The organism is Nocardia sp. No.11, from assembly GCF_038752175.1.
GTDB lineage: Bacteria > Actinomycetota > Actinomycetes > Mycobacteriales > Mycobacteriaceae > Nocardia > Nocardia canadensis.
This window is the reverse complement of the sequence record NZ_JBCGFB010000027.1, coordinates 22,537-37,191: the sequence shown is the minus strand read 5'-3', so window position 1 is coordinate 37,191 and position 14,655 is coordinate 22,537. Positions and strand designations below refer to the sequence as shown.

The window sequence follows — 14,655 nt, the reverse complement described above, 5'->3', positions numbered from 1 at the left end:
CGGCCCCCCCCCCCCCCCGCCGTATTCGGGCTCAGCTCAGATTCGGCACCTGACCCACATTGAGCGTGGCGACGATCCCCTTCAACGCGGTGCGCATGTCGGTCTCCTCGATCCGCATGAGCACGTCGTCGTCGACCTCGGCCAGGTCGAGGCCGTCGGTGTTGGCCAGCCGGAACTCGCGTTCCTCCTCGGCCGCCTCGATCACGTTGCGGATGAAGCGGCCGTTGCCCGCCAGGTCGACACCGCGGCGCGGCTGCCCGCTCTGGTCGGTGCTCTCCAGGTCGTAGAGGAACCGGCAGGTCTCGATCAGGGTTTCCAGTGCTTCCGGCGCCAGCTGTGAATCGCGTCCGCTCGCGACGATTTCACCGATCTGGCCCAGTTCTTCGGCTGTGTACGAGGGGAATTGGAGGCGCTTGGCGAATCGCGACGCCAGACCGTCGTTGGCGGCCAGTAGCCGGTCGATCTCGCCGTCGTAGCCCGCGATGATCACCACGAGCCGATCGCGGTCGTTCTCCATGCGCGCCAGCAGCGTGTCCACGGCCTCGCGTCCGAACGCGTCACCGCCGGAAAGACCGGTCTGGATCAGCGTGTACGCCTCGTCGATGAACAGCACGCCGTCCATGGCGCTGTCGATCAGCTTCTCGGACTTGATGGCCGTGCCACCGAGGTTCTGGCTCACGAAGTCGACGCGCTTGGCCTCGACCACCTTGTCGGTCTTCAGCAGTCCGACACCGCAGTAGATCTTGGCGACCACACGCGCGATGGTGGTCTTGCCGGTGCCGGGCGGACCGGTGAAGGCCAGATGCTGGCCACGGGACTGGCTCGACAGACCCTTGCCCGCGCGGATCTTGGCGAGCTGCGCGGACGACTGCAGCTTGGCGACCTGGTTCTTCACCGACGCCAAACCGACCTGCTTGTCCAACTGCGCACGCGCCTCGGCGAGTACGGTTTTCGCGCGGTCCTCGGCAGCGGCTTCGTTCATCGCGGCCAGCGAGAGGGCCGAGGTGGGATCCCACTTGTCGGTGCGGGCGTCGATCACCTCGCGGCTGGTGACCACGATCCGGAAGGTGCGATCGCGCATGGCGTTGGTGTTGGCGGCGAAGTCGGGCAGCTGCGAATAGACCTGCTCGAACAGCTTCTGGGCTTCGGCCTCGTTGCCCGATTCCCGCAGGCACAGGCCCCGGTTGTACATCGCGGTGAACTTGGCCGACGGGATCGGGCCCGCCTCGGCCTGTTCCATCCGCCGGATGGCCTCGCCGAAGAGACCGAGCTGCGCGCACGCCGTACCGACCATCACGTTGGCGCCGGTGGCCAAGTACGGGTCCTTCCAGTCCGCCGAGCCGGCGAGCACGGTCATCACATCGGGCCAGCGCTGGGTGTTGTAGTGCAGGATGCCGCGGATGTAGGCGCTGATCCGGTCGTCGATCTGCTTGTCCGGATCGTCGGCACGGGTGGCGCGCAACTCGGCCAGCTTGTCGAGCACCTGCTCGGCCTGGTCGTAGTCCTTGTCGGCGATCAGCTGGGCCGCCCACGCGAGCCAGATCTCGGTGAGCCCGGCCAGCGGGTAGTCGATGTAGAGGCCGGGGAGGAACCGGCCCGCCATCGCCCGCGGCGCGAGGCCGAGCCTGCGCTGCTCGCGCCCGAGCGAATCGAGGCTGGTGCGATGCAGATTGAACAGCACCTCCTTGGTCACTTCGCCTGCGGCGGCGCGGCCGAGCCACGCGTCGCACATCGACGAATCCCATTCCGTCGCGCGCTGGAAGGCCAGCTTCGCGTACTCTTCGTCGCGCGCGGACTCCTGACCGTCGATGGACAGACCGAGCGAGAGGACGCCCGCGTCGAAGGCGCGCTGAGCCTGGCGAATGTCTGGCATGTGGTGTCGGACCCCGAAATCTTCGTCTGGTGGACAGCTGCTGTTCAATCCGGCGGCGGGACTTCGATCGCGCCGGTTTGCCCTGTCCGTTAGATTAGGTAACGCTGCCGTGTGGTCGCAACGGAAGTAGTCAGCTACGACTGAGAGTTCATCACTGGTGTCGACGTTGTTAGGCAATGAGCCCGAACTATGCCGAGTTTCAGTGATCGGGGGTGATACGCAGCTCGACATCGGCCTACCCGCCACGGTTCCGATCGCCGGATTCATCGGCGACCTGGTGGCCCTGATCCGTTCACGTGATCCCCGCCTGCCGGACGGGGACGAGGACTCCGCCCCGGTCCGCGCCCAGCACTGGACATTGGCCCGGCTCGGGCAGGACCCCCTCGCGCCGAGTCGCACCCTGACCGAGGCCGAGGTCTACGACGGCGAGCTGCTGGTACTGAGCCCGGTGACCCGCAAGGAGTCGCCCGCGCTCTTCGACGACGTGATCGACGCCGTATCCCGGCTCACCGCAGGCGAGTTCCGCGGCTGGTCCGGCACGGCGGCACGGTGGGCCGGACTGGTGATCGCGACGATCGCGATCGTCGCCGCGCTCGTGCTGCTCGCGGTCTCGCGCGCCGACAGCGATCCGCTCGTTCCGGCGTTCGCACTGCTCGGCACCGGCATCGCCGCGTCGGCGGCCGCCGGTATCGCCGCCCGCAAGTTCGCGGATTCGCTGACCGGCAACTGGCTTTCGCTCGACGCCCTGCTATTGCTGTTCGGCGGTGGCGCGCTGATCGTGCCCGGTCAGCTCGGCGCGGGGCAGGTGCTGCTCGGCAGCGTCGTGCTGCTGGTCGCGGCCATCGCGGGCTACCGGATCACCGGAATCGGCGCCGGGTTGTTCGCCGCCGCGATCACCCTGAGCGTGTTCGGCGCGGTGGCGGGCACCGTCTACCTGCTGTGGCATCCGGGGTTGGCCAAGCTGTTCGCGGGGGTGTTGGTCGCGGCGGTGATCCTGCTGTCGTCGGTGCCGCGGCTGGCCGCGGTGACAGCCCGGTTGCCGATTCCGCCGGTGCCGACAGCCGGTGGGGCGATCGACCCCGCCGACCACGAACAGCGGCCGACGATCGAGGGTGTCGGCGCCGTCGGCGCGATCGCGCTGCCCTCGGCGGCGGGTCTCGGTGAACGTGCCCGTGTCGCCAATCAGATCCAGACCGGGCTGGTCATCGCCTGCGCGGTCGCCGCGCTGGTCGGCGCCGTCGGTGCGGCCGATCCGCTCGGGCCGTTCCACTCCGGTGGCGTCGCGCTCGCCGCGGTCGCCGCGGTCGTGCTCTGCCTGCGTGGGCGCTCCTACGCCGACCTGGTGCAGGCGGCCACCTTGATCACCGCGGGCGCGCTCATCATGATCGCGCTGCTGACCGGTCTCGGACTCGGGCACGATTCGCTGGAATTCGTCGCGGTCGCACTGCTGTTGCTGACCGCGGGCAGTGTGATCGGGTTCGGCGTGATCGGCCCGCATCTCGAGGTGACCCCGGTGACCAGGCGGATGATCGAAATCTTCGAGTATCTGCTGATCATCACGATGGTCCCGCTCGCGCTGTGGGTCATGGACGTGTACTCGACCGCTCGCAACATATGACCCGCGCACCCTTGCGGCGCGCGGTGCTCCGGCTGACCTGCGCGGCGACCGTGCTCGGCGCCGTGGCGGGTTTCCCGGCGCCCGCAGGCGCGATCGCCCCGCCCCGGATCGACCAGGGCGCGCTCGACGCGGCGCTCGCGCTCAGCGGCAGGCCGGCCCCGCTCGAGCCGACCGAACAGCGCGAACTGTGCGCCGAACCCGTGCTGCGCGGGAGCGCGCCGAGTGAGCCACCGATGGCGCAGCGGGTGCTCGACCTGCCCTCGGCCTGGCAGTTCAGCCGCGGCGCCGGTCAGAAGGTCGCGGTGATCGACACCGGCGTCAACCGGCATCCGCGGCTACCCGCGCTGCAGGCGGGCGGTGACTACGTGAGCGATTCCGACGGCACTGTCGACTGCGACGGGCACGGCACGCTGGTGGCGGGCATCATCGCCGCGCGGCCCGCACCCGAGGACGCGTTCGTCGGGGTCGCTCCCGAGGCGGAGATCCTCACCATCCGCCAGCTCAGCCTCGCCTACGAAGCCAAGGATCGCGGCGCGGACAAGTCGCAGGGGTCGTTGCGCAGCGACGGATACGGCAGCGTGCTCACCCTCGCCGGCGCCGTCGTCCGCGCGGTCGACATGGGCGCGACCGTGATCAACATTTCCGAAGTAGCGTGCACCGCGGCCGGTTCCAACACCGCCGACGGCGCGCTCGGCGCTGCCGTGAAGTACGCCTACGACCGCAATGTGGTGGTCGTCGCGGCCGCGGGCAATGTGGAGCAGGGCGGACCGTGCCAGAACCAGAACGAAGGTTCGGGCTGGAGTTCGGTGACCACCGTCGCCTCGCCGGCCTGGTTCGCCCCGTACGTGCTCGCGGTCGGCTCGGTCGACGCCGACGGCAAACCCTCGGCGCTGTCGCTGCGTGGTCCGTGGATCGGGGCCGCCGCGATCGGGCGCAACATCGTGTCGCTGGACAGCAAACCGGGCGGCGCGGGCCTGGTCGACGGAGTCCAGACGATGGACGGCGTGCAGCCGGTCGACGGAACCAGTTTCGCCGCACCGTATGTCGCCGGGCTGGCCGCGCTGATCCGGTCGCGCTATCCGGAACTGTCCGCGCAGCAGGTGATCGAACGGATCACTCGCACCGCGCACGCGCCGGGCCGCGGGCGCGACGACGCCATCGGGGCCGGCCTGATCGATCCGCTGGCCGCGCTCACCGCGCCGCTGGCCACCGAGCCACCGAGCGAGGGCGCCGATGTCGGGCACGCGATCGCGGCGCCCTACGTGGCACCCGAGCCGGATCCGCGACCGCGCCGGGTCGCGATCATCGGTTCGCTGACCCTGTTGGCCGCGTTGGGAATCGGCGCCGCGTTCGGCTTTCCGTTCCGCAGGCGCGGTGCCGACCTCAACCAGGAATTCGAGTAGTAGAGGGATCGATGGCTACCGAAGGTTTCGTTCGTCGCCCCCGGATCGCGCCGCCGCGCGCACCGGGCGGTGAAGTCGCGCTCACCCCGCCGCCGGAGATCCAGCGCGCCATCCCGTCGCCGCTGATGATGAAGCTGATGCCGGTCATCATGGTGGTCGCGGTCGTCGGCATGATCGCGATGATGGTCTCGATGGGCCGCAATCTGCTGGCCAATCCGATGATGATGATGTTCCCGATGATGATGCTCATGTCGATGGTCGGCATGATGGCCGGCATGCGCGGGGGCGGCCCCAAGCGCGCCGTCGAGCTCAACGAGGAACGCAAGGACTACTTCCGGTACCTCGATCAGGTGCGCAAGGACGTGCGCACCACCGGCAGCAAACAGCTGGAGACGCTCGGCTGGAGTCATCCCGAACCGGCCGACCTGCCCGCACTGATCGGCAGCAGGCGGATGTGGGAGCGCCGCCCCAACGACCCGGATTTCGGGCACGTGCGGGTCGGCGTCGGCAGCCATCGCCTCGCCACCAAGCTGGCGCGTCCGGAGACCGGTCCGCTGGAAGACCTCGAGCCGGTCTCGACCGTGGCGCTGCGCCGGTTCGTGCGCACCCATTCGGTCGTGCACGAGTTGCCGACCGCGGTGTCGATGCGCGCGTTCCCCGCCATCAATATCGGCGGCGACCTCGACGAAGGCCGTGAACTGGTGCGCGCCATGCTGATGGAGCTGACCACCTTCCACGGACCGGACAACCTCGTCGTCGCGATCGTCTGCGCCGACCCGGACGGGCACTGGGCCTGGGCGAAATGGCTGCCGCACGTGCAGCATCCGTCGGTGCGCGACGGACTCGGCTCCGCCCGGATGATCTACACCTCGCTCGGCGAGCTCGAATCCGCGTTGCAGACCGAACTGATGGAACGCGGCCGGTTCATGCGCAACCCGCAGCCGACCCAGGGCCGGCTGCACGTGGTCGTGGTGATCGATGACGGCTACATCAGCGGAAACGAGCGCATCATCAGCGAATCCGGGCTCGACTCGGTGACCGTGCTCGACCTGACCGCACCCGAGAACGGTCTCGCGGCGCGGCGTGGTCTGCAGCTGGTCGTCGGCGACGGTGCGGTGTCGGCGCGCAGCGCCGCAGGCGTGGAGCGCTTCGCCACCGCCGACGAGGTCAGCGTGGCCGAGGCCGCGGCATTCGCCCGCGCCCTGGCGCGGTACCGGGTGGCGACAGCCGCGCAGATCGTCAGCCTGGGCGAGGGGACCACCAGCGACCCCGGCCTGATGGCGCTGCTGCGCATTCCCGATGCGGCCCAGATCGATCCGGCCAGGGTGTGGCGGCCACGCACCGCGCGCGAGCGGCTGCGGGTGCCGATCGGCATCACACCGGACGGCACGCCGGTCGAGATCGACATCAAGGAATCCGCGGAGAACGGCATGGGCCCGCATGGGCTGTGCATCGGCGCGACCGGCTCCGGCAAGTCGGAATTCCTGCGCACGCTGGTGCTCTCACTGGTCACCACGCATTCGCCGGACGCGCTCAACCTGGTGCTCGTCGACTTCAAGGGCGGCGCGACCTTCCTCGGGCTCGACTCGTTGCCGCACGTCGCGGCCGTGATCACCAACCTGGAAGACGAACTCTCCCTGGTCGACCGCATGAAGGACGCGCTCGCCGGTGAGATGAACCGCCGCCAGGAGCTGCTGCGCTCGGCGGGCAACTACGCCAACGTCAACGACTACGAGAAGGCCAGGGCGGCGGGCGTTCCGCTCGATCCGCTACCCGCGCTGTTCGTGGTCGTCGACGAGTTCTCCGAATTGCTCTCGCAGAAGCCGGACTTCGCCGAGCTGTTCGTCATGATCGGCCGGCTCGGGCGCTCGCTGCACGTCCATCTGCTGCTGGCCTCGCAGCGCCTGGAGGAGAACAAGCTGCGCGGCCTGGAGTCGCATCTGTCCTACCGGATCGGTTTGCGTACCTTCTCGGCCAACGAGTCGCGCGCGGTGCTCGGCATCACCGACGCCTATCACCTGCCCAGTGTGCCCGGCGCCGGCTATCTGAAAAGCGATGCGTCCGAGCCGCTCCGATTCAACGCGAGCTATGTCTCGGGTCCGTATGTGGCGCCCGTCGGCACCGTCGTCGACGACGACGGCGCGCCGATGGGCGGCCAGCGACCGGTGGTGTTCACCGCCGCGCCGGTCGAGGTCACCGATGCCACGCCGGAGCCGATCGAGACCGACGACGATCCGATCCTGCGCGGCAGGCTGGAACTGCCGCCGCCACCGCCGAGCGTTCCGGTCGCCGAGGAGGGGATTCCGGACTCGCTGCTCGACGTCGTCGTCAAGCGGCTGACCGGCCACGGCCGCCCGGCCCACGAGGTCTGGCTGCCGCCGCTGGAGGAATCGCCGACCGCGGACATGCTGCTGCCCGACCCGGATTGGCGCTCGCCGGTGAACCGGCACGGTCAGCTGTGGATGCCGATCGGCGTGATCGACAAGCCCTACGAACAGCGGCGCGACGTGCTGACCATCAATCTGGCCGGCGCGCAGGGCAATGTCGCCGTGGTCGGTGGCCCGCAGTCGGGCAAGTCGACGACGCTGCGCACCATCATCATGGCCGCGGCCGCCACCCACACGCCCGAACAGGTGCAGTTCTACTGCCTGGACTTCGGTGGCGGCAGTATGGCCGGCCTGGTCGGCGTCCCGCACGTCGGTTCGGTGGCGGGCCGGCTCGACGGTGACCGGGTGCGGCGCACCATCGCCGAGCTCACCACCCTGATGCGGCAGCGCGAGGAACGGTTCGCCGAACTGGGCATCGAGTCGATGACCGAGTTCCGCAGGCGCAAGTTCTCGGCGCTGGAAGCCAGACAGATCAACGGCACCACCGCGCCACCCGGGGACCCGATGTCCGCCGACCAGTTCGGCGACGTCTTCCTGGTGATCGACGGATGGGGCGCCATCCGTGAGGAATTCGATCTGCTGGAACCGCAGATCAACGCCATCGCCACCCAGGGTCTCTCGTTCGGCGTCCACCTGATGATCGGCGCGTCCCGCTGGGCGGAGATCCGCCCGGTGGTCAAGGACCAGATCGGCACCCGGCTCGAGCTGCGCCTCGGTGACCCGGGTGATTCCGAGATGAATCGCCGCACCGCGCACCAGGTTCCGGTCGGCAGGCCGGGCCGCGGTCTCACCGCCGAACAACTGCACATGCTGATCGCGTTGCCCCGCTTGGATTCCGACTCCGATCCCGCGAGCATCGCCGACGGCGTCACCAGGGCACGCGAGGAGCTGATCGCGCTCTACCCCGGCCGGCGCGCGCCCGAAGTGCGCATGCTGCCGCTGAGCTTCCCGCGCGAGCAGGTCATCGCCGCCGCCAGGGACCAGGGCGTCGTACTGGATCGCACCAAGGTCGTCGTCGGTCTCGGCGAGTCCGAATTGCAGCCACTGGTACTCGATTTCGGGATCGAGCCCCACTTCATGGCCTTCGCCGACGTGGAATGCGGCAAGACCACGTTGCTGCGCAACATCGTGATGAGCATCGCCGAACAGTCCACCGCCGCCGAGGCGAGGGTGATCCTGATCGACTACCGGCGCACGATGCTCGGCGTACTCGAGGGTGACCAGCTGGCAGGCTATTCGACCTCGTCGCAGACCTGTGGGCCGATGATCCAGGAGGTCGCCGCCTACCTGGCCAAGCGGATCCCCGGCTCCGACATCACCCAGCAGCAGCTGCGCGAACGCAGCTGGTGGTCGGGCCCGGAGATCTATGTCGTCGTCGACGACTACGACATGGTGGTCACCGGTTCGGGCAATCCGTTCGCGCCGCTGCTCGAGTACCTGCCCCAGGCCCGTGACATCGGCCTGCATCTCGTCGTCACCCGCCGGATCGGTGGCGCCTCGCGTGCGCTCTACGACCCGGTGCTCGGTGCGATGAAGAACCTGTCGGTCCAGACCTTGATCATGAGCGGGTCAAGGGACGAGGGAAAGCTGGTCGGTGACGTGCGCCCGAGCAAGATGCCGCCCGGTCGCGGCACGCTGGTCTCGCGCAGTCAGGGCATCGAGTTGGTCCACATCGCCGACCTGCCGCCGGTGTAGCGGGTCAGCCGGGCAGTCGGCCGATCGGCAGCGCCTGGGTACCGGCCCGGTGGTGGGTCTGCCGGGAGATCGGCGGGCCGCACCAGCTGTCGGTCCGTCGCTCGAACAGGGCGCAGGACGGGCCGTCCGCGCGCGGCCCCGCGATGCGCGCCAGCGTGAAGCCTGCCCGGCGGTAGTACTCGTGGAGTTGGTGGTTGGACGTCCAGGCGTCGAGCCGGACCCAGTCGCGGTGCTTCTGATCGGCCAGCCGGGCGGCGTGCGCGAGCATCCGATGCCCGACCTGTCTGCCCGCGAACCGCAGGTCCACGATCATGAAATGCACGATCACCGCCTCGGCCAGCTCCCACGGCGACCACAGGCCCGGATCGGCCCGCTGGTTGACGGTGATCGTGCCCGCCGGTTCCCCGTCGACCTCGGCGATCCACGTCTCGCCCGCGTCCAGCGCCCGGCCGACCGCGCCGGCGAAGATCTCGATGGGACGGCCCCGGCCCGCGACCGTCCACTGGTCGGAACCGCGCGCGGTGAGCCAGGCGGTGCGTTGCACCCGCAGGCGGCAGATCAGCGGCAGGTCGCCCAGGGCGGCCGGGCGCATCCCCACGGTCATGGCAATGCGACGGCAGGTCCGGGTGCGATGCCGAGGGTGTGGGCGATGACGGCGGTGCCCGCCGCGTCGCCGAGTTGGTAGGCCAGCCGGTTGCGGCCCGCCAGGGAACGATGCCGGGTCGCCCGGGTGACCCGTTCGTGGTTGGCGCCGATGCGCAGGTGGTCGAGCAGGACGGTGCCGGTGGCGACGCCGAGCACGGCCGCCTCCTCGGCGGTGGCGGGCCGGGCGGCGAGGGTGTCGCGGTGGGCGGTCTCGCCGTAACCACGGTCGGCCAGCCGACGGGTGGTGCCCTCGGGAATGTCGTGGGGGGAATCGATGCCGGCGGCTTCGGCGAGATCGCGTGGGTAGAAACTCACCTCCCACGACCACGGTTCGTTGTCGAGGTATTGCACCACTGTGCGGGCCAGCACCCAGGAGTCGACGGCGACTCCGAGCCATTGCGCGACCTGGTCGTCGGCGGGCTCCATCCTGGTGCTGAACTCCTTGGCGGGCTCGCGGTTGGCGGCGCGCGCGATCTCTTCGAAGATGTCGTGCGCCGAGCGCGGCCGGTCCGGGCGGATGTGGTCGGTGACCACCGATTCCAGTACTTCCTGGTTTCGGACGATGGTGCCGCGGGAAGTAGCTGTGTAGACAAGGTTTTCGGCGACGAGCACTTGGATCGCGTTGCGCGAGGTGGTGATCGAGACCTGCATCTGCTCGGCCAGTTCGGCATGACTGGGCAGTCGATCGCCCGGCTTCCACGTGCCCGCGCGGATCTCCTCGCGGAGGAGGTCTGCGATCCGGAGGTAGGTCGGACCGTCCGCCATCATGCTCCTCGGTAGGTCGTGCAGGTAACGAAGTGTACTCGTCTGCGTTACCTACGGCCGAGTAATGCTTGACAGGAAGCTTGCGAGGTTTATTGTAATGAACGTCCTGATCCGGTGCTGTGCGGCGACGACGGCGAGGCAACGTGGCTGGTGCGGAGAGTTCTACGGTCGTAATGGCTTTCCCCGACACCTTGCGGTGTGTCGATCCCGCCGGGCCGCCGGCGACTACCGGCCTCCTGCCGCTCTCCGACCTTCTCGTCCGGGCGTGTCGCGGACATCGGGTGGTGGGGGGACCACTGCTGTGGTTCGCGCGTGATCTCGCGGTCCTGCACGAGAAGCGCATCGTCGGGCGCGGCGGATTCGTCGACACCGATCCGGTGGTCCTGCGTGAGATCGATTGCCGCCGAGCCGAACTGGTCCTCGCGATCGACGACTGGGTGCATCGCGGCGTCCCGCAGCACCGCCTGGGCGCGACCCTGCACACCGAGACGATCGGCGCGGTCATCGACCGGCTGGCCGAGTCCTCGGTGCGGGCGCACCACGCCCTGATGACCATGCCCGCCAACGACGAGATGCTGCACTGCGCGTGGCACCACCTGGCCGAACTGGCCGACGCCTACGACGACCTGGTCCGCGACGTGATCGCCGGTCGCCGCAGGCTGCCGGAGTGGTGACCGGTCGGCCCGCGGCGTCTCTCAGCCGAAGCGGTGGTGGTCTACCCCGAACTCGTCGGCGACGGTCGCCGCCAGTTCCACGTACGCCCGCTTGGTCGTCTTGTGCAGCCGGTGCAGATCGATCTCGGCGCCCTCCGACAGGTGCTCGTCGAACGGGATGATGTGCACGGCCCGGCAGCGCGAGAGGAAGTACTCGCGCAATTGCTGAACACCGACATTCGGTGAACCCTCACGCGGCAGATTGATCACCACGACCGCGTTGCGGACCAGGTGGTCGTGCCCGTGCAGCGACAGCCAGTCCAGCGTCGCCGCGGCACTGCGCGCGCCGTCGATCGCCGCCGACGAGATCAGCACCAGTGAGTGCGCCAGATCGAGCACGCCGCTCATCGCCGAGTGCATCAGGCCGGTGCCGCAGTCGGTGAGAATGATGTTGTAGAACCGCTGCAGGATCCGGGCCACGGCCCGGTACTCCTCGTCGTTGAACGACTCCGACGCGGCCGGATCCCGTTCGCTGGCAAGCACTTCCAGCCTGCTCGAACTCTGCGAGGTGTGGCGGCGGACATCGGAGTAGCGCTCGATCGACGGATCGAGCAGCAGGTCGCGCACGGTCGAGCGGGTCTGCAAGGCCACGCGCTGCGACAGGGTGCCGAAGTCGGGATTGGCGTCGACCGCGATCACCCGGTCGCCGCGGATCGAGGCGAAGATCGAACCGAGGCCGGTGGTGGTCGTCGTCTTGCCGACACCGCCCTTGAGCGAGAGCACCGCGATCCGGTAGTCACCGCGCACCGGCTGCCGGATGCGGGCGACCAGTTCCTGCAGGCGCCGCTCCTCGGCGGACATCCCCGGATTGATCGCACCACCCGAAACATGGTGCACCGCTTTACGCCAGCCACTGCCCGGCGCCTTCTTGACCCGCTTGACCGGCACGTTGTCGAGCGACGGCGGCTGGTAGCCGTGCTGGGCGTGCGCGCCCCAGCCGGGCTGCTGGTACTGGCCGGGTTGCTGGTACTGACCCGGTGCCTGCTGGTACGGCGGCACGGTCGGGCCGCCCTGGAACTGCTGGGGCGCGACGTCACCCGGCTGCTGGTACGGCTGGACTCCGTCGGGGCGCTGGAACTGCGGCGCGGGGGTGCCATCGGGCAGGTACTGCGGTGCCGGGGAACCATCGGGCGGCAATTGCGGTGCCGCGCCGTCCGGCCGCTGGTACGGCGGGACCTGGGCCGCATCGGGCTGCTGGTAGTGCCGGGTCGCCTCGGCCTGCGTGCCGTCGGGACGCTGGTGCGGTGTGGCGGCGCCATCGGGCTGCGGTACGGGCGCGCCGTCCGGACGGTGATACGACTCGGGCAGGTGGTGCGCGGGATCGCTCGGCTGGTACCGGCCAGGGGCCTGCTGATACGGCGAGACCGGGTTCGGTGGCTGCGCGAATTCGCCGGAGCGGAAACCGGTTTGCGGTGCCTGCGGCTGCTGTCCGGCCTGCCAGGTGGGCGGCGCGTAGTCGCCGGGGGCTTGATTCCGAGCGGCCTGAATCCGCGGGTCGTCGCCGCGGAACATCTCGGTCTGCGCGTCCGGCGTCGACGGGGTACCCGTGCCGTGCGACGGATCGCCGGGAATCGCCTTGTACTGCGACGAATGGTAGGTCGGCGTCTGCGAGACGTAGTGCGACTGCTCGGGGCCCGGCGCCTGCGGCGGAGCGATCGACTCGCCGGGACGATACGGGGACCCCGCGCCGCTGGGCGGCGTGGATTCGCCTGCGCTGTAAGCGGACCGGGACTCGGGGGCACTCGACGGCCTACCGCCGGTGAGATCACCCGGCAGGCTCATGCGAGTGGTGGCGTCGGCCGGCGCGGCTGTGGTGGGCGCGGCATCGTCAGGTGACGGTGCAGTGCGCGGGGTGGCCTCCGCCGATGTCGCTGGACGCGTCGGTGTGTCGGAGGTCGACGGGTTGTCCAGGCGCGCAGGCGGTTCCGGCAGGGGTGGCGGAATCCGTGAGGCGTCAGGTGACAGTGTGTCGGCGGGGTGCGTGATACCCGTGGCGGACCGGTCGTTTAGGCGCGCGGGCGGTTCCGGCAGGCGCGGGGGAGTCCGCGTGGCATCCGGTGCCGCCGATGCCGTGTCACCGCTCGTCGGGGCTGCGGACTCCGGCTGATCGAGGCTGTGCCGACCGCGGGTGCTGCCTGCCTGTTCGCTGGACTCGGACGGGGCGAGTTCGCCCGACTTCGCCGGTGCGGCATCGGCCGGGTCCGGCAGTGGTCGGGCAACGGGCGCAGATGCCTGGTCGGGCGTGCGCGCGGAGTGCGCTTCCGGCGACGGCGGGCGCACGTCGGCGACCGCGTCATCGGGCGTCGGCCACCCGCCCACCGAGGCGGCACCGGTCGACGGAGCACCGGTAGCGGCATTCGTCACCGGGCCGAGGAGCGAGTCGGCGCCGCTGGTCGATGGCCTGGGTGTGGCAGCGGAAGACGGGCCGACCAACGGATCAGCACTACCCGTCGACGGCGCGGGTGTAGCAGCGGAGGCCGGGCCGAGCAGCGGGTCAGCGCTACCGGTCGACGGCGCGGGCGATTCGACGGCGGACGTCGGCATCGGGCCGAGGAGCGGGTCGGACGGGGCAGAGGTGGAGGGCTCGCCCGGTGCGGTCAGGCGCGGTGGCGCTTCGGTCGGCCGGGTGCGCGTGGGCGGATCCGGCAGCGGCGGGGGCGGCGGCAGGTCGGGGAGCTGGCGCTGTTGCTGGCCGGGGCCCAGGGGGGTGAACCCGTTCGACGGTGGCGCGGGCGTGCGTGTGGGCAGGGCAGGGCCGGAATGGTCGTCCGCCGGTGCGGTCGGGTCGGCGTAGGAGGTGGCGGAGTGATGGGGCGGACCGGTGGGGGACACCGGGTCGGCGTAGGAGGCGGCGGAGCTCTCGTGCGGGCCGGTCGGGCCGACCTGCGGCGCGGCGGCCGGGCCACCGTGCGACGGCGGGCTCTGTGGAAAGGAGGTACCCGTGGGCATCGACGGGTCGCCGGTGGGCGCGGGTGCGGGCGGTGCCACCGGGGCGCTGTCGTTGTACGGTGCCCGCTCCTGCGGCCACGGCGGCGGCGAACCAGCGCCGACGGTCGGTCCACCCGGCCATCCGGCGTTCGGCTGATCGCCGGGAATCAGTGGGTTGGCGTTCTCGGCGGTCCACTCCGACTGCCGCCTGGGCGGCTGTTCGGCGGGTGGCCGCTGCGCGATGGGCTCGGGGGCGGGATCGGGCCGGTGCTGCTCGGGCTGCTGGTCCTCGCCTTTGCGCCGGCGGCCGCGCTTGTCCTTCTTGGCATCGTCGTTCCCGCCACGGCCCATGAAGCGGCGGCGTTTGGGTGCCTCGTCGATCAGGTCGTCCTGGGGGAGGTTCTCGACCGGAGCCTCGTAGCCGACCTGGGTGACTTCGCTCTCCGACAGCCACGGCGGCAACATGGGGAGGCTGTCGTTGTTACGACTCACCGGCGCGTTCCGCTCACCAGGGTCCCCCGATCTGCTCGACCCACATCTCCGACGCCGGTGAGTTTACGCGACAACCCCGGCGCGGTGGTGGGCGGTCCGGGCGGCCGACCCCGCCGGACCGGCGGCCGGTTCGGGG

8 protein-coding genes are annotated in these 14,655 nt (G+C 70.1%); 4 read left to right on the top strand and 4 right to left on the bottom strand.

The window, feature by feature from the left end; translation table 11 throughout:
• Positions 1-31: 31 nt before the first annotated feature.
• Positions 32-1,873, bottom strand: coding sequence for a type VII secretion AAA-ATPase EccA (eccA, locus tag V8688_RS11390; protein WP_218717560.1), 1,842 nt, complete (start codon positions 1,871-1,873; stop codon positions 32-34).
• Positions 1,874-2,030: 157 nt separating this feature from the next.
• Here eccA and eccD point away from each other — a divergent pair, with 157 nt between their 5' ends.
• From eccD to eccCa, 3 genes are read left to right on the top strand one after another with little or no spacing between them, the layout of a single operon-like run.
• Positions 2,031-3,491 carry a type VII secretion integral membrane protein EccD gene (eccD, locus tag V8688_RS11385; RefSeq protein WP_308248426.1) on the top strand — a complete coding sequence of 487 codons (1,461 nt, stop codon included), beginning with the start codon at positions 2,031-2,033 and terminating at the stop codon, positions 3,489-3,491.
• A complete protein-coding gene (gene mycP, locus V8688_RS11380; RefSeq protein ID WP_218717561.1) occupies positions 3,488-4,894 on the top strand; it encodes a type VII secretion-associated serine protease mycosin in 1,407 nt (468 codons plus the stop codon). The genes eccD and mycP overlap by 4 nt, the downstream gene beginning before the upstream one ends.
• A gap of 11 nt (positions 4,895-4,905) precedes the next feature.
• Positions 4,906-8,976: a type VII secretion protein EccCa gene (gene eccCa, locus V8688_RS11375; RefSeq protein WP_342800768.1), complete on the top strand. Its 4,071-nt coding sequence runs from the start codon at positions 4,906-4,908 to the stop codon at positions 8,974-8,976.
• A 4-nt stretch (positions 8,977-8,980) separates the two neighbouring features.
• Here eccCa and V8688_RS11370 read toward each other — a convergent pair whose 3' ends face one another.
• Together V8688_RS11370 and V8688_RS11365 are read right to left on the bottom strand one after the other, a co-directional pair.
• On the bottom strand, positions 8,981-9,580 hold the full coding sequence (locus tag V8688_RS11370; protein ID WP_218717563.1) for a GNAT family N-acetyltransferase: 600 nt from the start codon (positions 9,578-9,580) through the stop codon (positions 8,981-8,983).
• The gene (locus V8688_RS11365) at positions 9,577-10,386 is read right to left on the bottom strand and encodes a GntR family transcriptional regulator (RefSeq protein ID WP_255587460.1); all 810 of its coding nucleotides are present in this window, start codon (positions 10,384-10,386) and stop codon (positions 9,577-9,579) included. Before V8688_RS11365 ends, V8688_RS11370 begins: the two co-directional genes overlap by 4 nt.
• Before the next feature lie 281 nt (positions 10,387-10,667).
• On the opposite strand from V8688_RS11365, the gene V8688_RS11360 reads away from it, so the two are divergent.
• Positions 10,668-11,060 (top strand): DUF4254 domain-containing protein, encoded by a 393-nt coding sequence (locus tag V8688_RS11360; RefSeq protein WP_218717565.1) that lies wholly within the window; start codon positions 10,668-10,670, stop codon positions 11,058-11,060.
• A gap of 21 nt (positions 11,061-11,081) precedes the next feature.
• On the opposite strand, the gene V8688_RS11355 is transcribed toward V8688_RS11360, so the two are convergent.
• Positions 11,082-14,519: an AAA family ATPase gene (locus V8688_RS11355; RefSeq protein ID WP_342800767.1), complete on the bottom strand. Its 3,438-nt coding sequence runs from the start codon at positions 14,517-14,519 to the stop codon at positions 11,082-11,084.
• Positions 14,520-14,655 lie beyond the last annotated feature (136 nt).

Excerpts from the sequence above, each read along its gene's own strand:
- eccCa (WP_342800768.1), top strand. The coding sequence starts at position 4,906 with ATGGCTACCGAAGGTTTCGTTCGTCGCCCCCGGATCGCGCCGCCGCGC.
- V8688_RS11370 (WP_218717563.1), bottom strand. The coding sequence starts at position 9,580 with ATGACCGTGGGGATGCGCCCGGCCGCCCTGGGCGACCTGCCGCTGATC.
- eccA (WP_218717560.1), bottom strand. The coding sequence starts at position 1,873 with ATGCCAGACATTCGCCAGGCTCAGCGCGCCTTCGACGCGGGCGTCCTC.
- V8688_RS11365 (WP_255587460.1), bottom strand. The coding sequence starts at position 10,386 with ATGGCGGACGGTCCGACCTACCTCCGGATCGCAGACCTCCTCCGCGAG.
- mycP (WP_218717561.1), top strand. The coding sequence starts at position 3,488 with ATGACCCGCGCACCCTTGCGGCGCGCGGTGCTCCGGCTGACCTGCGCG.